This is a genomic window from Shewanella sp. 1180_01, from assembly GCF_052850535.1.
This window is the reverse complement of record NZ_VXCT01000003.1, coordinates 75,212-95,331: the sequence shown is the minus strand read 5'-3', so window position 1 is coordinate 95,331 and position 20,120 is coordinate 75,212. Positions and strand designations below refer to the sequence as shown.

Below are 20,120 nucleotides of genomic sequence, written 5' to 3'. Positions count from 1 at the left end.
CTCTCAATTTTTTAGGTTTTAATTATATATGAAACTTATAAACTAAGCTCAATCCCAATTACCTCCCTAGAGTCCGATATGAAATCCCATACACCTTACATGACAATTGTTTGCCTACTGATTTGCGTTTTTAGCTGGGGCAGTGTGTTTCCGATTGCTAAGCGAGTGCTGGAGGAGATGTCAGGGGAATCCCTCGTATTCTGGCGTTTTACCATTGCGGCGGTGACTCTGGCGTTATATATCGTTTTTACTCGTCAGGCTTGGCCCAAATTGAGTTTGGCGCAATACATTGTCATAGCGCTAGTAGGCGTGATTGGTGTTGGCGGCTTAAATCTGGCGTTATTTAATGGGCTGCAGCACACCTCTGCCGCCAATGGCGCCTTGATTATGGCGCTCAGTCCGCTGGTGACTTCAATCGTCAACGCGTTATTACAGCGTGAATGGCTCAGCAGACAACAAGTGTTCAGCTTAGTGGGCGGTTTGGCGGGCGTATTGCTAGTGATCACTAACGGCAGTATGCAGCAATTACTCAATTTTAGTTTTAGCCAAGGTGATGTGATGATTGCCGCTGGCATGTTGGCGTGGAGTGGTTATACCATTTGTTCGCAACGGGTCGGCCATTGGTTGCCTGTGTTGCCCTTTACCTTGCTGAGTATGATAGCAGCCAGTGTGTCTATGTCCGTGGTTGGGCTTGGCCGTGGTGAGTTTCACCCTTGGCAGGAGTTGATGGGGCTGTCGACGACGGCTTTGTCTAGCGTGCTCTACATAGGTTTGTTCGCCACTGTGCTCGGTTATCTGTTTTGGATTAACGGCGTTAAAGCGCTTGGCCCCGCTAAGGCATCGGTCTTTTTTAATCTCGTGCCTGTATTTGCAGCATTAACGGCGTTAGCTATGGGGCAGGCGGTAACGGAAATTCAATTGTTAGGGATGCTGATAGTAATCCTTGCGTTGATGTTACCTATGTTAGTCAACCTACGCGCGGAAAGAGGCTTAGTGGTTAAGCGCTGCTAATCTATGCTAGCTTTGCTGTTTAAATATAAGGGAGCACCTGAATTCAGATCATCACTGCGACAGGTTTATGCTCCCTTATTCGGTAGAGGGGACTTTTCAAACATCACTGATTTACAAAAGGTAACTTATATAAAAACTTTCACTCTCAACAAATTACAGTTTAAAACGACTGACCAGCGCCGTGAGGTTACCCGCCATTGACGAGAGTTGTACGCTCGCGGCGTAGATTTCATCAGTGGTGCGTAAACTGTCCTCCGACTGTTCGGCAATGTGTTGAATATTTTGATGACTCTCATTGGCCATAGTGGTTTGCGCTTTGGCAGCGAGGGCGATTTGATTATTCATTTCGCTGATCTGGCTCACCATTTCTGCAATATGTGCTAGGGCTTCACCGGCATTACTGGCGGCTTCGACGCTCGAAATGGCCTTTTCATTACCGATATTAATTGCCGCCACAGCGCTTTGGGTGCCATTTTGCACATTGGCGATCATCAATTTAATTTCTTCAGTGGATTGGTGGGTCTTAGAGGCGAGGGATCGCACTTCATCGGCAACCACAGCAAAGCCGCGTCCTTGCTCGCCCGCTCGCGCCGCTTCAATTGCTGCATTAAGGGCTAATAGATTGGTCTGTTCGGCAATAGATTGGATCACCTCAAGTACGCGGCCGATATGTTGGCCTTCTTGTTCGAGTTTATTGATTTGCATTTCTGCCGAGCCTACATCCCCCGCGAGTTCTCGAATTACATTGATGGTTTTTTTCACTCTTTCTTGGCCATCGGCGGTAAAGATATCGGCTTGTTTCGCGGCATCGGCGGCATGACTGGCACTGACTGACACTTCTTGCACAGAAGCAGCAATGTGATCACTGGCATCGGCGATTCTGTGGGTGGCTGCCTGTTGATCCATCAAGGTATGTTTTGCCGTGGCACTGGTTTTGGCTAGCCCTTCGGCGGCGACATTAAGCTCCGAAGTAGATTGTTTAAACTGCGAGATAATGCCATGTAAGTTATCGAGAAAATGATTAAAGGCATTGGCAAGGTCGCCCAGTTCGTCCTTAGAGGTTAGCTGGACCCGCTCGGTCAAATCACCATCACCATCGGTAATATCGTGGATTTTCGCGAGCAAAACTGCGAGCGGCTTACTGATGAGTTTAGGCAAGGTAACGATGAACAGAATGCAGATCAGGATACTGATTGTTAAAGCAATTAACTGCATCTGCTGCCCACGATAGGCGTCATCATCCACTTGGGTGACAGCTGCTGCTGTATTGCTGTTTAAGTCATCGATCAGCTGATTAATATTTTGATGCAGCTGCTCGAATTGCGTCGCTGCTTGGCCAAAGCTCAGATCAATGGCGGTTGTGCGACCGTTACGGCCATTTTGGGTGCGCTGATTGCTGATTTCAGAGGTGGTGGTTCGCCATACCTCGAAACTGCGATTTAATTCATTCAGCTTCTCTTTTGCGAGGGGACTTGTGGTCACATTGGCAAACTGATTAAGGTGTTCTTTGACCAGGGATATACTATTAGTGTGCTGTTTTAGAAGGCTATTATAGGATTCCGTGCCCACGTTAACGAACATCAGGCTACGTTCGGCAACTTGCGCTTGGTAAAGCTCTTTATCAGCTTGCAGCAGTTCAGATTGGCTCGGTAAGTATTCGAGTGCGAGCGTATTTGCGCTGTTATTTAATGCTTTAAGCCCTAAGATGCCAGTTGAAGAGGCGAAGATGACTACGCCAGCGAGTAGCAGACTCGGGTAAGTCAGTTTCTGGTTAACGGAAAGATCTTTATACCATTCCATAGCCACGCCCTCCTTGATTGATACACTGAAAGGTGAGGGCCGCGATAACCACGAAATAAAAGCGGATGCGGCCCATCACTGGCGTTCTCTGGCTATTAGAGTCCGAATTGATCTAGGTTGATCCCTATGGTGATAGCACCAATTGCGGCATCGCCATCCATGACGGGTATCGATATTTGTACCAGATAAGCTTGGGAGCTAGTGTCAAATTTGACCGGACCTATGTGCTTATCGCCTTTGCCATTGGCGAAGGATTTTTGCCATTTATCCTCATCACCCTGCCAGTAGTCCGAGGTTTTACTGGTCATGGCGACGTTAGCACCTTGATTATCCATGAGGAAAATTTCTTGGTAGTAAGGTTGGCTGGCTTCGAAGCTGGTGAGAAACTTGGCCGCTTCGTTGTTCATCAAGGACGACATAAAGTCATCAATCCCAGCGGTGGCGATCCATTTTTCATCTAATGTTTTGATCGAATCTAAACTTTTGCCTTGAGCATTTTGCGCTTTAACGGCATTTACCAGCACCACTTCTTTACCTAATGGCATCAGTGAATCGGCTAGATCGATAACGGCTTGGGGGACTTCTTCGGCGAAACTGAGGTTACTGCTGAGCAGTAGTGCGGCGGCTGACAAGATTTTACCAAATTTCATGATCTCTATTCCTTAAGGTCACAGTATTGAAGGGTATAGCGGCTATCTCTAAAAGCGCGACAAGCAAAAATACGTTCGGGTTAGACAAAACAACTATAGTAGAAAATTCAAGTTATTCAGTTCTTTCATAAAAATTTTATCAATGGCATTTCTGCACACAAATAGAAGACGCGATAAAAAATAAGGCCACATCTAACTTGAGCAGATGTGGCCTTGAATTAAGTGCCAATTGAGTGAGCTAGGCTAACTTGGGCGTTACGCCTTAACTGGAATACGCTCGAGTACGGCTAGTAATAAGGTCCAATATTGGCCGACTGTGGTGATGTTTACCATCTCATCTGGTCCGTGCGGATAACGAATGGTTGGGCCAATCGAGACCATATCCATATCAGGATAAGGTTTCTTGAATAGACCACACTCGAGACCCGCATGGATCACCATGATCACTGGCTCTTTGTGGTAAATGTCTTGATAGGTTTCGCGCACTATCGCCATTACAGGTGAGCTGTTATCTGGCTTCCAGCCTGGGTAAGCACCGCTTAAATCGATATCGGCTCCGGCTAAGTTAGTTAATGCAGTTAACATGCCTTCGACTTGAGTTCGACCAGAATCAATCAGTGAGCGAATAAGGCACAGGATAGTGACTTGTTCATCGTCAGTGCTGATAACGCCTACGTTGAGCGAGGTTTCAGTCACACCTTCGACTTCATCGCTCATGCGGATCACGCCGTTCGGGCACACATGCAGCAAATCGATCAGGGTATTTTGGCTGTTTTCGCTCATCACACGTTTTGGCGTGGGGATAGTGTTTAACACTAAACGCATATCAGGATCGGCAATGGCGAGTTCAGTGCGGATAAGCGCTTCAAACTCAGCGACTTTTTCGTTTAAGGCACTGACGTTTTCTTCTGGCAACATAAAGCTGATGTTGGCTTCACGTGGGATCGCATTACGCAATGAACCGCCGCTAAATTGTGTCAGCTCTAACGCTAAATTATCTGCATTTTCAAATAGGAAACGCGCCAATAACTTGTTGGCGTTGCCGCGGCCTAAGTGAATGTTCACCCCAGAGTGGCCGCCTTTTAAGCCAGATAAATGCAGGCTAAAGGCAGAGTAACTTTGCTCAGACGCTTGCCACACCATAGGCAGGGTAATTTGAGCATCGACGCCACCGGCGCAGCCCATGTAAATTTCACCTTCTTGCTCAGAGTCTGTGTTGATCAGGATCTCTGCATCTAACATGCCCGCTTGTAAACCAAAAGCACCGGTCATGCCGGCTTCTTCATCGATCGTCAGCAGCACTTCTAATGGACCGTGCTTGATATCATCTGAGCCCAAAATGGCCAGCGCCGATGCCATGCCGATACCGTTATCTGAACCTAAGGTCGTGCCTTTGGCTTTAACCCAATCGCCATCAACATAAGCTTCGATAGGATCTTGGGTGAAGTCGTGTACTTTGTCGGCATTCTTCTGCGGCACCATATCGATATGGGCTTGAATGACCACGATTTTACGATCTTCCATTCCAGGCGTAGCCGGTTTGCGGATGATCAAGTTGCCAACGGCATCTTCAACGACGGCAAGTTGTTTGCTTTTTGCCCACGCTTGAATGTGCTGGCTTAAGGCTTGCTCATGCTTAGATGGGTGGGGAATAGCGCAGATTTGTTCAAACCATTGCCATAATGGCTGTGGGTATAACTGACTTAAAGCTGTCACAGAAGTGTCCCTCATAAGGTCTTGTGGGTATAGGGCAAATTTGCGGCCATTCTAGCACATTCTGCGCAGCCAATTAATCTCAGCATCACAGGCTTTTGTTACGCTGGCAGCCAAAGTTTCCAGTTGGGATTTTTCAGAGGGTCTCGATACCACTTTTAGATTGGTAATTAGGCGATAGAGCGGGAATAATGCAGACACAATAATGAAAAAGGATGGGTCATGTTTCAAGTTAACTTCGTTGATGTAAAAGCAGAAAATGCCATTTTTGATGGTGAAGGTTGGGATGCAGTTGTGGTGGTAACGCCAGATCTGGATACCATAGGTTTTGATGAGATCAGTTTATTGGCTCAGCACGGTGCCCACGTGGATAAGCGCGTAGGTAAGAGCCCGACATTACTGTTTGCCCCGGGTCTGGCGGGAGGTCGCTTGATCATCGCGCCTGTCACCCAAGTGAACGACGAGTATGTAGATGTGCGTGTATATGCCGATGCCGCAAGGGCGGCGATTGCTATCGCAAAAGAGGCGGGCGCCAAACGTCCGTTGTTATATGTGGTGCCATCGAAGGATCTGCGTTTTGGTTTTGCCTCTGAAGTCGCAGCGTTAGCCTGCGGTCAAGAACTGTGGCAAACCTTAGAGCTGCGTGAAGCGACGGGCTTAACGCCTGCATTTGAGGCCATAGGCTTACTATCTTCATCAACCCATAACAGCAATTTACTCAATGCGTTAGAAGCGGGCCGCGTATTAGCGCGGGATTTATGTGGTACTGAACCTGAGCGCATGTCGGCTAAAGCCTTTGCTGACTATTGTCTGCAATCCTTAGCGGGCAGCGTGATCAAAACCGCAGTGGTAGAAGACAGAGATATTTTAGAGCGTGACTATCCGCTGCTCAGTGCAGTGGTGCGTTCCTCTTTTGCCGTCGGTCGTCATCAACCTCGGGTGGTGAAATTAGAATATCTGCCAGAGGGTGAAGTGACTCGTACTTTCCTGTTCGCGGGTAAGGGCGTGATTTACGATACCGGCGGCGCCGATCTGAAAGTCGGCGGCTCTATGGCGGGCATGAGCCGTGATAAAGGCGGCGCTTCTGCCGTGGCGGGGCTATTCAAAACCTTGTCAATGCTCAAGCCTAAGGGCATTCGCGTGATTGCCGAGTTAGGTTTAGTGCGTAATAGCATAGGCAGCGAAGCCTTCGTGACCGATGAAATCATCACCAGTCATGCGGGTGTACGAGTGCGGATTGGTAATACGGACGCCGAAGGGCGCTTAGTGCTGGCGGATTTACTGAGCCATTTACGCATCAAAGCCGTGTCGGCGGTGAAGCCTGAAATGTTTTCGGTAGCAACACTCACAGGTCATGTTGTGCGTTGTTATGGCAGTTATCCTGCGGCGGTGGAAAACTCTGTGGCGAGTGCGCAGCAATGCGCTGTCACTTTACAACAGCAGGCGACTCAATGGGGCGAACCCTTTGAAGTGTCTACACTGCGTCCTGAAGACTTTGCGAAAATGTCAGGCGCTGCTGAAATGTTATCTTCAAATAATGCCCCATCATCGATTACCGCGCGTGGACATCAATATCCTGCGGCATTTTTGCTGAAAGCGTCTGGGCTATTTGACCATGGTGTAACAGCCCCAATTCCCTTAGCTTATATGCACTTAGATATCGCAGGCAGTGCGACAGAAGGTGATCCGCTCTACGGCAAACCTACAGCGAGTCCGCTGGTGGGCTTGTATCAATATCTGATCAATCGCTAACGATTTGTGGTAACAAAAAGAAATAATTCTGTAATATCTTACTTATTAGATGCTTACAGGATTATTTCTGTTTTTCTGTGAAATAGATCGCCATTAACCCTACTATAATTGTGTAATTTAATTACATTAAAAAGCCTTAATCAAAAAAAATACAAATAAAGGTTGTAATAAAACTACAAAACCATATAATTGCTTTCGTGGATTAGGCACTAATGCCTTTCCTCTCTAGTCTATCCAGGATGGATATTTTTCTCCAAGGACCTGAGTGACAAGTCGTCTCAACGGATATGAGAATCTCTAGTTCCAGGGAACCGAGCCAAGCTTCACTAGAGTACTTAATCACAACTAATTTAGGAGTATTGACTATGTCTTATACAGGCAACAACCATTTTTATTGGCAGAACACTTGGTTTAACACTGATGTTTTGCGTGGCGGTTTATTCGCCATGAGCTTTAAGGCTTAACCCTCCTTAAAGTTTAGTTTCCATCATCCATCAACCTTTGTATCGCCTTTTTTGGCGTGTTTAGACTCAAGTAGCATATCGGTGTTTTTGCATGGATATGCCAGTTTTTTCCCGCTAGCGCGGTAATGTACTTCCCCGAAAGGGACGCTTGAAATATGTCTTTGCCTGCTCATTGAGCAGGCTTTTTTTTGCCTTTTTTTCGCTTAAGCCTGTAACTGTTTTACCTGATAGTAATGAGCATAAACTGTTAGTGTCAGAAGTGGTAAAGCACCTATTACCAGCCCTCACGCTTAATCGCCTCCTCAGAGGTGAGGGATTGCTTCTTTAATAAATGTGGCGTTGAGATTACTGGAGAAGAGGTTGAAGTGTATGTTGAGCCTGCGCCACTCTGGGATTAGTGGTATGCACTGGGTGATCCTAAAAAATTCCAAGCGCTCCTTTCATGCGCTATGTAAACACTATCCGATGAAGTAGTTTGCTCAGGTAATAGCATTACCAATGCTAATAAATACAAGCTTAACTAAGTTGCTAAGCGCTAACTGACTCCGCATATTTATCATTTTATTGAACCGCACAGTCATGGCGAGGTTTCCATTATTTGCGTTCAGAATAAATCACTCGGCCGTTTACCGAATGATTTATGGTTACTTGTGTTTATCCCTTGCCAATTTTCTGGCCTGACCAGCCTAAACTCCCTATAATCGGCTGCAAATGTCATCACGCTACATAGTGTTTACATCTAACTACCCTACATACTTAAAATAAAAAGGAACCTTGTTCCATGTTAGAAAAACTGTTCAAACTGAAACAAAATCAAACGAGCCTCAAGCAGGAAGCGGTCGCAGGTTTGACAACATTTATGACCATGGCCTACATCATTTTTGTGAATCCAATGATGTTAGCCGATGCGGGCATGGACCATGGGGCTGTATTCGTCGCGACTTGTTTGGCTGCGGCTGTCGGCTGTTTAGTTATGGGCTTGATGGCGAATTATCCTATTGCACTTGCACCTGGCATGGGGCTGAACGCCTTTTTTACCTACACAGTCGTGGGTGAAATGGGTTACAGCTGGGAGACTGCACTTGGCGCGGTATTCCTGTCGGGTATTTGCTTTTTAATCTTATCTTTAGTGCGCATTCGAGAGTGGATTGTAAATAGCATTCCCATGTCGCTGCGTATTGGTATTGCCGCTGGTATTGGTCTGTTCCTTGCGCTGATTGGCCTTAAGAGTGCCGGTATTGTGGTGGCAAGCCCTGCAACCTTAGTGACCTTAGGCGATATCACTGCATTTCCGGCTGTCATGGCTGTGTTAGGTTTTTTCCTGATCATTGCTATGGTGCAACGCGGGATGAAGTCGGCGGTTATCCTAAGTATCTTGATTATCACAGGGCTGGGATTAGTGTTTGGCGATGTGCAGTATCACGGCATTGTGTCTATGCCGCCATCGATCATGCCAACCTTTTTGAAGATGGATTTATCCCAAGTCTTTGAAGTCAGCATGTTATCTGTGGTGTTTGCCTTCTTATTTGTCGATCTTTTCGATACCTCTGGCACTTTAGTTGCGGTTGCGCAGCGCGGTGGTTTCCTCGATGAGAAGGGCCGTTTACCGCGATTAAACCGTGCCTTAACTGCTGACAGTTTAGCGACCATTGCGGGCGCGGCTTTTGGTACATCGACGACCACAAGTTATATCGAAAGTACGGCGGGTGTGAGCGCGGGTGGTCGTACTGGTTTAACGGCAGTTGTCGTGGGATTACTCTTTATTGCTGCGTTATTTCTGTCGCCATTGGCGGGCATGATCCCAGCGTATGCGACGGCGGGCACACTGTTTTATGTGGCGATTCTGATGATGTCAGGACTCGTGCATGTCGAATGGGAAGATTTGACTGAAGCAGCACCGGTAGTTGTTGTGTGTATTTTAATGCCGCTGACGTTTTCCATCGCAACAGGCATCGCCTTTGGGATGATCTCTTACGCCGCAATCAAATTACTCACAGGTCGTTTTAGCGATCTCAATGTGGGCATTGTCGTCTTGGCTGCGCTGTTTGTGGCTAAGTTTATCTATGGCTAAGGCTGTCGATTAGTGGCTCGTGCAGTGCGAGCTCGCAACGTAGATTGTCTACAATAGACAATATTTTTTGAGGGTCATCTAACTGATGGCCCTTTTTCATGCGCGATTCTAAGCAAAATCGAAAATTTATCCCGAGTTAATAACTCCCTGCTACCAATTACCCAGCGGATTAGGTATAAGGATTGTTCGGTTATTTTTTACAAATGAATAATGAACTTAAGTGAGATTGCGTATCGCCGCGTAGTAGTGAAATTGGGGACGAGTGTGCTGACCTCTGGCAGTAAACAGCTAGATAAAGCCCACATGGTTGAGCTTGCTCGTCAAATGGCCGCACTGATGAAGTCAGGGGTCGAAGTCGTATTATGCACCTCAGGGGCCATTGCCGCTGGGCGTGAACATCTCCAATACCCGACACTGCCCGACACTATGGCGAATAAGCAATTGTTAGCCGCTGTCGGGCAAAGTCAGTTGATCCTCGCTTGGTCACAACTCTTTAGTATTTATGGGCTGCATGTCGGCCAATTGCTGCTGACCCGTGCCGATTTGCAGGATAGGGAGCGTTACCTCAACGCCCGCGACACGCTCAATGCCTTGCTGGCGAATAATATTGTGCCGATCATCAATGAAAACGATGCCGTTGCCACTAATGAAATCAAAGTCGGTGATAACGACAATCTATCGGCCCGTGCCGCACTGCTGTGTGATGCTGATTTATTGATTTTATTGACGGATCAAAAGGGCTTATTTGATGCCGATCCGCGCACGAACCCGAATGCTAAGTTGATCTCCCAAGTCGTCAAGATTGACGATAGTCTGCGTATGTTGGCGGGCGGGTCTGTTTCTGGTTTAGGTACGGGCGGAATGTCGACTAAATTGGAAGCGGCGGATATTGCTCGCCGTGCGGGCATCGAAGTGGTTATCGCCTCTGGCCATCACCCCGATGTGATTAAAAAAGTGGTGAGCAAGGAATCCGTTGGCACGCATTTTAGTGCCATCGAAAACCCGCTCGAAAGCCGTAAACAGTGGATTTTAGCCGGCCCTGCGACTCAAGGTTCTTTAGTGCTCGATGCGGGCGCGGTCAAAGCCGTGACAGACAAGGGCCGCAGTCTATTGTCTAAAGGTATCGTCGGCGTTAAAGGTCAGTTTGAGCGCGGCGCAACGCTGCAATTAGTTGATCAACAGGGTAAAGTGATTGCTAAAGGGATGACACGATATTGCGGCCAAGCCCTCAGTTTGATCGCGGGCAAGCATTCCGACGAGATCGAGTCTTTACTCGGTTACGATTATGGTGACGCAATCGTGCACCGCAACGACATGGTTGTCTTATAAGCGAGGTCTGTTTTGAGTCAAATTAATCAAGATCAGTATTTACAGCAACTTGGTAATAATGCCAAACAGGCAAGTTATGCCTTAGCTAACTTAACGGCGAGCCAAAAGGCCGGTTTGCTTGAAGCCATCGCCGATGCGCTGACAGAAAACGCCGCCGCCATTTTAGCCGCGAATGCTAAAGATGTTGCCGCCGCTAAAGCCGATGGATTAACGGATGCGATGATCGACAGATTGTTGCTCGATGAGGCGCGTCTGGCGGGTATTATTGGCGATATTAGCGATGTGATCCGTCTTGCCGATCCGGTAGGTGAAGAATTTGGCAGTCGATTATTAGATAACGGTTTAAGGCTGACTCGCCGCCGAGTACCACTTGGGGTGATCGGTGTTATCTATGAGGCTCGGCCTAATGTCACTGTCGATATCGCGGTACTTGCCCTTAAAACCGGTAATGCGGTGATCCTCCGTGGCGGTAAAGAAACCCTAGCATCGAATAAACTCATTAGTGACGTGATCCGCGGTGCGATTGTTGCCCAAGGTTTACCGATAGATGCGGTGCAATTTATTGATTCTTCAGACAGAGCTTTAGTGACAGGTTTACTTAAGCTCGATCAATATGTCGACATGATAGTGCCCCGTGGCGGTCAAGCACTGCAGCGCTTATGTGCCGAGCAGGCGACGATTCCGGTGATTTTGGGCGGCATTGGTATTTGTCATTTATATGTCGATAAAAATGCCAATCTTGAGCGTGCCTTGGCCGTGATCGCTAACGCCAAAGTGCAGCGTCCAACTGTGTGTAATGCGCTTGATACCTTGCTGGTGGATGAGCGTGTGGCGAGCACATTTGTGCCGCAAATTGCCGAGTATCAGCATCGTTTAGGCGTGCGTTTTTCAGTTTGTGACACAAGCTTTAGCCTGCTGGATGGTTTAGGGTTTGATGTGACGCTCGCCAAGGCTGAGGATTTTGGCATCGAATGGTTGTCGTTAACCTTAGGTATTAAAGTGGTGAGCGATATCGATGCCGCCGTTAGTCATATTCGCCAATATTCTAGCGGCCATTCGGAAGCGATTTTGACCGATGACATTCACGCAGCGGCGCACTTTATGAACGAAGTGAACTCAGCGGCTGTGTATGTTAATGCCAGCACGCGTTTTACCGATGGCGGTCAGTTTGGCCTTGGCGCCGAAGTGGCGGTGAGCACGCAAAAACTCCATGCTCGCGGCCCAATGGGGCTTGAGGCATTAACCACATATAAGTGGTTAGCATGGGGTGATTACACTAGCCGTGTTTAGTGATTAAAAATCATAAAATTAAAGCCGTTAACACTCTGTGTTGACGGCTTTTTTGTTTGCAGTGTTTGATTGTAAGTGCCAATTTGCAGAGTCTATTTATGGCAGTGCTTCAATGGAGAAGCGGCGTATAGGTGGCAAGTAACCAGATACAGAAGAATAGCGTCGACATGACGGCAGTGAATTTACGAAAGGCTTTGATGTATTCCAAGGTATAAATAAAGTACTTTTCCTGTACTCTGCGGGTGAGTAATACCGAGGGCAGCATAAAACTGCAATAGAGCATGACCACCATAGTGGTAAAACTGTTTCCCCAGAAATGCTCATAAATAAATAAGGCGATGCAGAGTAACATAGCGCACCAGCTTAGTGGGCTGATGCTATTTTCTGGGGCCCATTGGGTTGATTTTTCCATCTGACTATCCTTAGTCGATTTGTACCTCAGTACAATTTATAGACGCAAGTCTAGGCATTATCAAACGCTTTCTACTGTAGACCCAGTACGCTGAAGCCAATTTTGTTGTTGCTAGGGTCTTGTTTGCGAGTTATCCAACATGAGCGCGTGCTATTTAATGGAGTAGATTGCTTAACGTCGAATGACTTGTGCTTAATGTGGTCGATGTGGCTTAAAGCGTCTTGATATCGGCAAATTCGCCTTTGCAAAGCTGGGCTAAGTCTGTGGCCGCTAAGCTTATCTCTAAGCCGCGTCGGCCCGCGCTGACATAAATCCTGTCGAAGGCTTGAGCGCTGTCATCAATTAAGGTCGGTAACTGTTTTTTCTGCGCTAGCGGGCTAATGCCGCCAACCAGATAGCCCGAGGATTTTTGCGCGAGTTCGGCATCGGCCATTTGCAGTTTCTTTTGTCCTAGACATTTTGCCACGGCTTTTAGATTAAGCTGATGATCGACGGGTACGAGGGCGACGGCAATTGGCGCATGGGCTTTGTCGATGGCGACTAAAAGGGTTTTAAACACTTGTGCGGGTTCAAGCCCTAAGGTGTTGGCAGCTTCTTCGCCGTAGGCGGCGCAGTGTGGATCGTGGCTGTACTCTAGGATATCAAACGCAATTTTGGCTTTTTTCGCCAATCGAACGGCCGGGGTCATTCTATACTCCTTCACAAAATGGGTGATATTAGCGCTTAATTTTGATGTAAAACGTTAGCCACTTCGTTTTTACGTTCTTTAATTGGCTCATTACAGTGAGCCAAGCTTGTTTAAGGCGGCGACTCAGTGATGACTCAGTCATCATTCAACTCAACTATTTTCAATTATCACTCAGCTATCTCTTAACCATCATTCAGCGAGCTTTGGCTTTGGGCTTATCTTACTTTTGCGCTCGGTATAACGGGGCCAAAGTTGTTGCAACATCATCCCTGATAAAATAAACGCTAGGCCGAGATAGGTCGCCATCGCAATTGTTTCTTGCAAAATCCACGCGATAAAACCAATCGACATCACAGGGGATAAAAACACCATAGTGCTGATGTTCGCGGTACGAGTGGCGGTTTTCAGCGCCATTAACCAGAGCACGAAGGTAATGCCCATCTCAAATAAGCCCACATACACACCTGCAAATATCGCCTTAAGACTAAAACTGGGCAGGGTATCTGTCAGCACTAAGGTGACGGCAATAAAAGGTAAGCCGATAAGAAAACTCAATAATAAACTCACCACGGGATCGCCTTGATCTTTGGTGTTGACGATCCAATATAGGCACCAGAGTAAGGTGCTGGTGAGGGCAAGGCCGATCCCGAGCGGGCTATCAAAACTAAAGCCGCTGATATCGCCGCCGGTGGCAATGATAAACACCCCAGTGTAGGCAATCAGCGCCGCAACAATGTCGCTCTTACGCAAATGTTGCTTTAACAAAGGCGCAGCCAGTAACGGCAGCAATACCGCCCAAGTGTAATTGAGTGACAAGGCTTGCTGCGCTGGCAGTAAGGAATACGCCTTAAACAGCACCACATAATAAAGGAAGGGATTGATGAGCCCTGTGATTAGATAAAATGCAGGGCGGCGCAAAAACTGTTGCGTGAGTAAGGAAAGCTTCTTTTGCCAAGCCAGGATACCGCCAAGGGCAATAATCGACGTGAGCACGGCAACAAACACCAGTTGCAGTGGCGTGTAGTAACTCAAGGCAATCTTAAAGGCCGTGGCCACTGTAGACCAGAGGAAGACCGCCGCCATGCCATACACGTACGCTAAATTCGAAGACTTCACTCTGCTACCTTACATGGATAAACATCCGCCAAATGTGGGCAGATTGAATAACAGCTTGGGTTGATAAGCAAGACTATTTTATGTGCTTGGATATTTTATCCCGCGGCAGATGTGAGAAAGATAAATCAGAAAATTTTTTTGTTCGCCCTTGTAATTAAATTCCCTGTCCCAATATAGGTATCAAGGCAGAGAAGGTGGCCAACGATGGACTTGATATTTCAACCGTCTAGCCCCATATCAAAACCAACTAAACAAATTTAGATTGAATGAAATTTTTCGGAGGACCTCATGGGTAAAATTATTGGTATCGACTTAGGCACAACAAACTCTTGTGTAGCTGTCCTCGATGGTGGCAAAGCACGTGTGTTAGAAAACGCTGAAGGCGATCGCACAACCCCGTCAATCATCGCTTATACAGATGATGAAACCATTGTCGGTTCGCCAGCAAAACGTCAAGCTGTGACTAACCCAACTAACACATTCTTCGCGATTAAGCGTTTGATCGGTCGTCGCTTTAAAGATGACGAAGTCCAACGTGACGTGAACATCATGCCATTCAAAATCATTCAAGCCGACAACGGTGATGCATGGGTTGAATCGCGTGGCAACAAGATGGCTCCACCACAAGTTTCTGCAGAAATCTTGAAAAAGATGAAGAAAACCGCAGAAGACTTTTTAGGTGAAGAAGTAACAGAAGCGGTTATTACTGTTCCTGCATACTTCAACGATTCACAACGTCAAGCGACTAAAGATGCGGGTCGTATCGCAGGTCTTGATGTTAAACGTATTATCAACGAACCAACGGCAGCAGCATTAGCCTACGGTATTGATAAGAAACAAGGCGACAACATTGTTGCGGTATACGATTTAGGTGGTGGTACATTCGATATCTCTATCATCGAAATCGACAGCAACGATGGCGACCAAACATTTGAAGTGTTGGCAACCAACGGTGACACCCACTTAGGTGGTGAAGACTTTGACAACCGTTTGATCAACTACTTAGCTGATGAATTCAAGAAAGAGCAAGGCTTAGATCTGCGTAAAGATCCATTAGCAATGCAACGTCTGAAAGAAGCAGCAGAAAAAGCGAAAATTGAACTTTCAAGCACCAACCACACTGAAGTGAACCTGCCATACATCACGGCAGACGCAACAGGTCCTAAGCATTTAGTGATTAAAATCACTCGTGCTAAATTGGAATCACTGGTTGAAGACTTGATTATCCGTACATTAGAGCCACTGAAAGTTGCCCTGGCTGATGCAGATTTATCTGTAACAGACATCAACGAAGTGATTCTAGTGGGTGGTCAAACACGTATGCCTAAGGTTCAAGAAGCAGTGACAAACTTCTTCGGCAAAGAACCTCGTAAAGACGTGAACCCAGACGAAGCGGTAGCCGTAGGTGCTGCAATTCAAGCGGGTGTTCTGTCAGGCGACGTGAAAGACGTATTACTGTTAGACGTAACACCACTGTCTCTTGGTATCGAAACCATGGGCAGCGTGATGACTAAGTTGATTGAGAAGAACACCACTATTCCTACTAAGGCGCAGCAAGTGTTCTCAACAGCCGATGACAACCAAAGTGCAGTGACAATTCACGTACTGCAAGGTGAGCGTAAGCAAGCGAGCGCGAACAAGTCATTAGGCCAGTTCAACTTAGACGGTATTGAGCCAGCACAACGTGGCCAGCCACAAATTGAAGTGATGTTCGACATCGATGCCGACGGTATTCTGCATGTGTCTGCTACAGACAAGAAAACCGGCAAGAAACAAAACATCACCATCAAAGCATCTTCTGGCTTAAGCGAAGAAGAAGTGGCGCAAATGGTACGTGATGCCGAAGCTCACGCAGATGAAGACAAGAAGTTTGAAGAGTTAGTGCAATCACGCAACCAAGCTGACGGCTTAGTTCACGCAACTAAGAAACAAGTTGAAGAAGCGGGCGATGCACTGCCAAGCGAAGATAAAGAGAAAATCCAAGCTGCGATGGATGCTGTTGACACTGCTATCAAAGGCAATGACAAAGAAGCCATTGAAAAGGCAACTCAAGAACTGATCGAAGCATCTGCTAAGCTGATGGAAATCGCTCAAGCTAAGTCTCAAGCTCAAGGCGGCGACAATGCCGACGCGGGCAAACAGGCTAACGCGACTGCCGATGACGTTGTCGATGCTGAATTCGAAGAAGTGAAAGACGACAAGAAATAATGACTTGTTTTCAATCAAATAGATTGATTTCAAAGCGTTAATTTCTAGGCGGGCGTTACGGGGCAACCCTAACGCCCGTTTGTTCAACACCAGCTGAGAAGCATGAGATTATGTCAAAGCGAGATTATTACGAAGTATTAGGTGTCAGTCGTGACACTAGCGAACGTGAAATTAAAAAGGCCTACAAACGTCTGGCCATGAAATTTCACCCAGATCGCAACCCAGGCGACAAAACCGCAGAAGCTAACTTTAAAGAAATTAAAGAAGCCTACGAGATCCTAACCGACGCCGACAAAAAAGCGGCCTACGACCAATTTGGTCATGCGGGTGTGGATCCTAATCGCGGTGGCGGTGGTTACGGTGGTGGTCAAGGCGATTTCGGTGATATTTTCGGTGATGTCTTTGGCGATATTTTCGGCGGTGGACGTCGTGGCGGTCAACGCCAAGCGGCCCGCGGCTCAGATTTACGTTACAACCTAGAGTTATCACTGGAAGAAGCCGTTAAAGGCTTAACCAAAGAACTGCGGATTCCAACACTGGCGACTTGCGATCTGTGTGAAGGCAGCGGCGCGAAAAAAGGCACCTCTGCAACCACCTGTGGCACCTGTCATGGTCAAGGCCAAGTGCAAATGCGCCAAGGTTTCTTTGCGGTGCAACAGCCTTGTCCAACCTGTCATGGCCGCGGCAAGATCATCAAAGATCCTTGCACTAAGTGTCATGGCGATGGCCGTGTTGAAAAGAGCAAAACCTTATCGGTTAAGATCCCAGCCGGCGTTGATACGGGTGACCGTATTCGTTTAGCGGGTGAAGGCGAAGCGGGTGAGTTTGGCGCGCCAGCAGGGGATTTATACGTTCAGGTCAGTGTGCGTGAGCATGCGATTTTCGTCCGTGATGGCAACAACCTTTACTGCGAAGTGCCGATATCCTTCAGTAAAGCGGCCTTAGGCGGTGAGATTGAAGTGCCAACACTGGATGGTAAAGTCAGCCTGAAGATCCCAGCCGAAACGCAAACGGGCCGTATGTTCCGTTTACGTGGCAAAGGCGTCAAGTCGGTTCGCAGCCATGCGGTAGGTGACTTGCTCTGCAAAGTGGTTATGGAAACCCCAGTTAACTTAAACGATCGTCAAAAAGAACTGTTACGCGAATTTGAAGCCACCTTAACCGGTGAGTCAAAGAAGCACAGCCCAAAGGCTGAGGGCTTTTTCGATGGCGTGAAAAAGTTCTTTCAAGATCTGAATAGCTAACTTGGTCTAGTGGCGCAGCGGCTAGCTGCGCACTAGATGAATGAAGCCCCGCAGTGTTTAGCACTGCGGGGCTTTTTTATATTTAAATTTTGGCAAATACATTTTGATAGAGTTTTGACCATGAATATGGCTTTTGATTCTGCGCTAGTAAGGCTTAAGCATCAGATTAGTTTTTTATTTCTAAAAGAAAAGTCAAAGTCGTGGGGCTTCACCCCACACCCGACCAAGGAGGACTGCTCGTCCTATCCTCCTTGGATGCTCCATGACGCCCCCAACGGAGTTGAAAGCCCCTTGTGCTCATTGGCAAATTTGCTATCGCTTCCGAAGGATGCGTCCCTGCACCTGCGAAAGCTAGCTTGCCATCCATGGCAAGACTCACGCAATTTGCCTATTCGCCCTGCGGCAACTCCGAGGGGAGGTGTATTCCTTAGACTCTGAAGTTATCGGTAAATTTTAAAGGCTTAAAAACAATACGTGGCCGATTTTTCGGATTAGATAAAGTGGAAGCGTTAATTCACTATGATATAGTTTAGCTTGAGAAAACTTCTAAAGGATTAATTTAGTGAAAATTGAAGCGAATGATAAGGAAATTCAAGATATTTTCTCATCAGGTTATTTCCAAATCCCTAAGTTCCAACGTCCATACTCTTGGGGGAGAGAAGAGGTTGAAAACTTTTGGAATGATATAATTAGTGATACAAGTGACAACTACTTCATTGGCTCAATGGTCGTCTACCAGACTCGTAAACCATACTTTGGCATAGTGGATGGTCAACAACGGTTGACAACTATAACAGTAGTGCTATCAGTCATTCGTGATGCTTTTTTACTGTTAGGTGAGACTAACCTTGCTAAAGGTATCCATCAGTTTATTGAAACACCTAATAATGACTTTGAGAATGAGTTCGTTCTTAACACTGAAACATCTTTTCCATACTTGCAAAATTACATTCAAACATTTAAAGGATGCAGAGATAAGATTGAACTTGAATGTGATATAGGAGTTGAAGAGTCAAATTTAAAACTTGCCTATGATACTTTAAATCTTAAGCTATTGGAACATATACCATTGAATGAGATTTATAGTCCGCAATTGAATATGTTCTCGACTGAGGAATCTGTATTAAAACTAAAAGAATTACGTGATAAGTTTCTTTCTTTGAAACTGGTGTTTATCCAGTTAGATAATGAGGATGATGCTTATTTAATTTTTGAAACTCTTAATGCAAGGGGGCGAGATCTAAAAACATCTGATTTGGTTAAAAATCTAATATTAAAGACTATAAAATCAACCAATAGAAGACTAGACACTCCAAAAGAAGCTTGGAATGGATTAGTTAAGAAGTTTGATGATATGTCTGATATTAATATTGTTGATACATTTCTTCTTCACTATTGGATTTCTAAATATGAGTATTGTACTGATAAGAAGTTGTTTTCAAGCATAAAGCAGTATGTATTGAAACATACTGATAATGCTAGGGAGTTACTACAGGATTTGAATAGTTCTGCACATAACTATTGTTTAATGCTAAGTCCAGAAACATCATCGTGGACTAGGGAGTTGTATGATGTAAAAAATTCATTAAATGCACTTAATAGTTTCAAAGTTAAACAACAATCTTCATTTGTCTTATCATTACTATCTGCTTATACAGAAAAACGAATTACAAACAAGCAGCTTAGAACAATGCTTGAAAAGATTGAACATTTTCATTTTTTGTTTAATGCTATAACGCAGCAACGGTCATCGGGGAGTATTGCCACAATGTACTCTCAACATGCAATTGAGTTATCAAAAGCAGAAACAAATGATCAGATACAAAAAATATTATCTAGTCTCACGCGAAAGCTCGGTGAGAAAATTCCTTCATATGAAGAGTTTGAAGTTAAATTTATTGATTTAAATTATCTGTCAAATAGGACTAAAGATAAAACAGTCATAAAATATATTTTATGTAAGCTTTTAGGGAAACATTCAAATGGTCTTGATATTAATCATTTGAATTTGACGATAGAACATATAATTCCTGAGGCTCAGTTAAAAAATGGTTGTCCATCAGTGATTGTTGGGAATATTGGAAACTTAATTTTAATTGATGAGAAAACAAATGGACGTAAGCTAAAAGATAATAGTCCTAAAGAAAAAATTGAGTTACTAAGAGGGTTCAACTATCCGTTAGAACAAAATTTTTTGACATCATCTAATTTAGAGCCTGTTGATGTAGAAAAACGAGCAAAGCTGATTGCTAGATTTATTTATTCTTTAATTGCTCTTTAATATGTAAGATGCTGTTTTTAAATATTTTTAGTAAAATAAAGAGTAAAAAATAGGATAGGCAGAACTCTTTTGATGTTAAATATTAACATTG

14 protein-coding genes are annotated in these 20,120 nt (G+C 45.8%); 8 read left to right on the top strand and 6 right to left on the bottom strand.

What is annotated here, in order from left to right; all coding sequences use genetic code 11:
* Positions 1–78: 78 nt before the first annotated feature.
* Positions 79–1,011 carry a DMT family transporter gene (locus tag FW758_RS03650; RefSeq protein ID WP_446444661.1) on the top strand — a complete coding sequence of 311 codons (933 nt, stop codon included), beginning with the start codon at positions 79–81 and terminating at the stop codon, positions 1,009–1,011.
* A 153-nt stretch (positions 1,012–1,164) separates the two neighbouring features.
* Here FW758_RS03650 and FW758_RS03645 read toward each other — a convergent pair whose 3' ends face one another.
* From FW758_RS03645 to FW758_RS03635, 3 genes are all read right to left on the bottom strand, one after another.
* A complete protein-coding gene (locus FW758_RS03645) occupies positions 1,165–2,811 on the bottom strand; it encodes a methyl-accepting chemotaxis protein (RefSeq protein ID WP_446444660.1) in 1,647 nt (548 codons plus the stop codon).
* A gap of 95 nt (positions 2,812–2,906) precedes the next feature.
* Entirely contained in the window at positions 2,907–3,461 is a 555-nt protein-coding gene (locus FW758_RS03640) for a cache domain-containing protein (protein ID WP_446444659.1), read from the bottom strand.
* A gap of 255 nt (positions 3,462–3,716) precedes the next feature.
* A complete protein-coding gene (locus FW758_RS03635; protein WP_446444658.1) occupies positions 3,717–5,177 on the bottom strand; it encodes an aminoacyl-histidine dipeptidase in 1,461 nt (486 codons plus the stop codon).
* A 219-nt stretch (positions 5,178–5,396) separates the two neighbouring features.
* Between FW758_RS03635 and FW758_RS03630 the strand changes: the two genes are divergently transcribed.
* The 4 genes from FW758_RS03630 (at position 5,397) to FW758_RS03615 (ending at position 12,080) form a co-directional block, all read left to right on the top strand.
* Positions 5,397–6,926 (top strand): leucyl aminopeptidase family protein, encoded by a 1,530-nt coding sequence (locus FW758_RS03630; protein ID WP_446444657.1) that lies wholly within the window; start codon positions 5,397–5,399, stop codon positions 6,924–6,926.
* A 1,245-nt stretch (positions 6,927–8,171) separates the two neighbouring features.
* Complete coding sequence (locus FW758_RS03625; protein WP_006083923.1) at positions 8,172–9,461, top strand: NCS2 family permease; 1,290 nt, start codon at positions 8,172–8,174, stop codon at positions 9,459–9,461.
* A 210-nt stretch (positions 9,462–9,671) separates the two neighbouring features.
* Positions 9,672–10,790, top strand: a complete 1,119-nt coding sequence (gene proB, locus FW758_RS03620; RefSeq protein ID WP_006082800.1) for a glutamate 5-kinase — start codon at positions 9,672–9,674, stop codon at positions 10,788–10,790.
* A 12-nt stretch (positions 10,791–10,802) separates the two neighbouring features.
* Positions 10,803–12,080, top strand: a complete 1,278-nt coding sequence (locus tag FW758_RS03615; protein WP_446444656.1) for a glutamate-5-semialdehyde dehydrogenase — start codon at positions 10,803–10,805, stop codon at positions 12,078–12,080.
* Positions 12,081–12,189: 109 nt separating this feature from the next.
* Here FW758_RS03615 and FW758_RS03610 read toward each other — a convergent pair whose 3' ends face one another.
* The 3 genes from FW758_RS03610 to FW758_RS03600 all read right to left on the bottom strand — a co-directional run bounded on the left by FW758_RS03610 (position 12,190) and on the right by FW758_RS03600 (position 14,296).
* Entirely contained in the window at positions 12,190–12,492 is a 303-nt protein-coding gene (locus FW758_RS03610; protein WP_446444655.1) for a hypothetical protein, read from the bottom strand.
* A gap of 211 nt (positions 12,493–12,703) precedes the next feature.
* The gene (gene ybaK, locus FW758_RS03605) at positions 12,704–13,180 is read right to left on the bottom strand and encodes a Cys-tRNA(Pro) deacylase (protein ID WP_446444654.1); all 477 of its coding nucleotides are present in this window, start codon (positions 13,178–13,180) and stop codon (positions 12,704–12,706) included.
* Positions 13,181–13,369: 189 nt separating this feature from the next.
* Entirely contained in the window at positions 13,370–14,296 is a 927-nt protein-coding gene (locus FW758_RS03600) for a DMT family transporter (protein ID WP_432372207.1), read from the bottom strand.
* A gap of 288 nt (positions 14,297–14,584) precedes the next feature.
* On the opposite strand from FW758_RS03600, the gene dnaK reads away from it, so the two are divergent.
* The 3 genes from dnaK to FW758_RS03585 all read left to right on the top strand — a co-directional run bounded on the left by dnaK (position 14,585) and on the right by FW758_RS03585 (position 20,029).
* The gene (gene dnaK, locus FW758_RS03595) at positions 14,585–16,504 is read left to right on the top strand and encodes a molecular chaperone DnaK (RefSeq protein WP_446444653.1); all 1,920 of its coding nucleotides are present in this window, start codon (positions 14,585–14,587) and stop codon (positions 16,502–16,504) included.
* A 110-nt stretch (positions 16,505–16,614) separates the two neighbouring features.
* The gene (gene dnaJ, locus FW758_RS03590; RefSeq protein ID WP_006082793.1) at positions 16,615–17,748 is read left to right on the top strand and encodes a molecular chaperone DnaJ; all 1,134 of its coding nucleotides are present in this window, start codon (positions 16,615–16,617) and stop codon (positions 17,746–17,748) included.
* 562 nt (positions 17,749–18,310) lie between these two features.
* Entirely contained in the window at positions 18,311–20,029 is a 1,719-nt protein-coding gene (locus FW758_RS03585; RefSeq protein ID WP_446444652.1) for a DUF262 domain-containing protein, read from the top strand.
* The last annotated feature ends 91 nt before the right edge of the window (positions 20,030–20,120 follow it).

Bases quoted from the DNA above. Each gene is read 5' to 3' on its own strand.
- FW758_RS03650 (WP_446444661.1), top strand. From the start codon at position 79: ATGAAATCCCATACACCTTACATGACAATTGTTTGCCTACTGATTTGC.
- FW758_RS03645 (WP_446444660.1), bottom strand. From the start codon at position 2,811: ATGGAATGGTATAAAGATCTTTCCGTTAACCAGAAACTGACTTACCCG.
- FW758_RS03640 (WP_446444659.1), bottom strand. From the start codon at position 3,461: ATGAAATTTGGTAAAATCTTGTCAGCCGCCGCACTACTGCTCAGCAGT.
- FW758_RS03630 (WP_446444657.1), top strand. From the start codon at position 5,397: ATGTTTCAAGTTAACTTCGTTGATGTAAAAGCAGAAAATGCCATTTTT.
- FW758_RS03625 (WP_006083923.1), top strand. From the start codon at position 8,172: ATGTTAGAAAAACTGTTCAAACTGAAACAAAATCAAACGAGCCTCAAG.
- proB (WP_006082800.1), top strand. From the start codon at position 9,672: ATGAACTTAAGTGAGATTGCGTATCGCCGCGTAGTAGTGAAATTGGGG.
- FW758_RS03610 (WP_446444655.1), bottom strand. From the start codon at position 12,492: ATGGAAAAATCAACCCAATGGGCCCCAGAAAATAGCATCAGCCCACTA.
- ybaK (WP_446444654.1), bottom strand. From the start codon at position 13,180: ATGACCCCGGCCGTTCGATTGGCGAAAAAAGCCAAAATTGCGTTTGAT.
- dnaK (WP_446444653.1), top strand. From the start codon at position 14,585: ATGGGTAAAATTATTGGTATCGACTTAGGCACAACAAACTCTTGTGTA.
- dnaJ (WP_006082793.1), top strand. From the start codon at position 16,615: ATGTCAAAGCGAGATTATTACGAAGTATTAGGTGTCAGTCGTGACACT.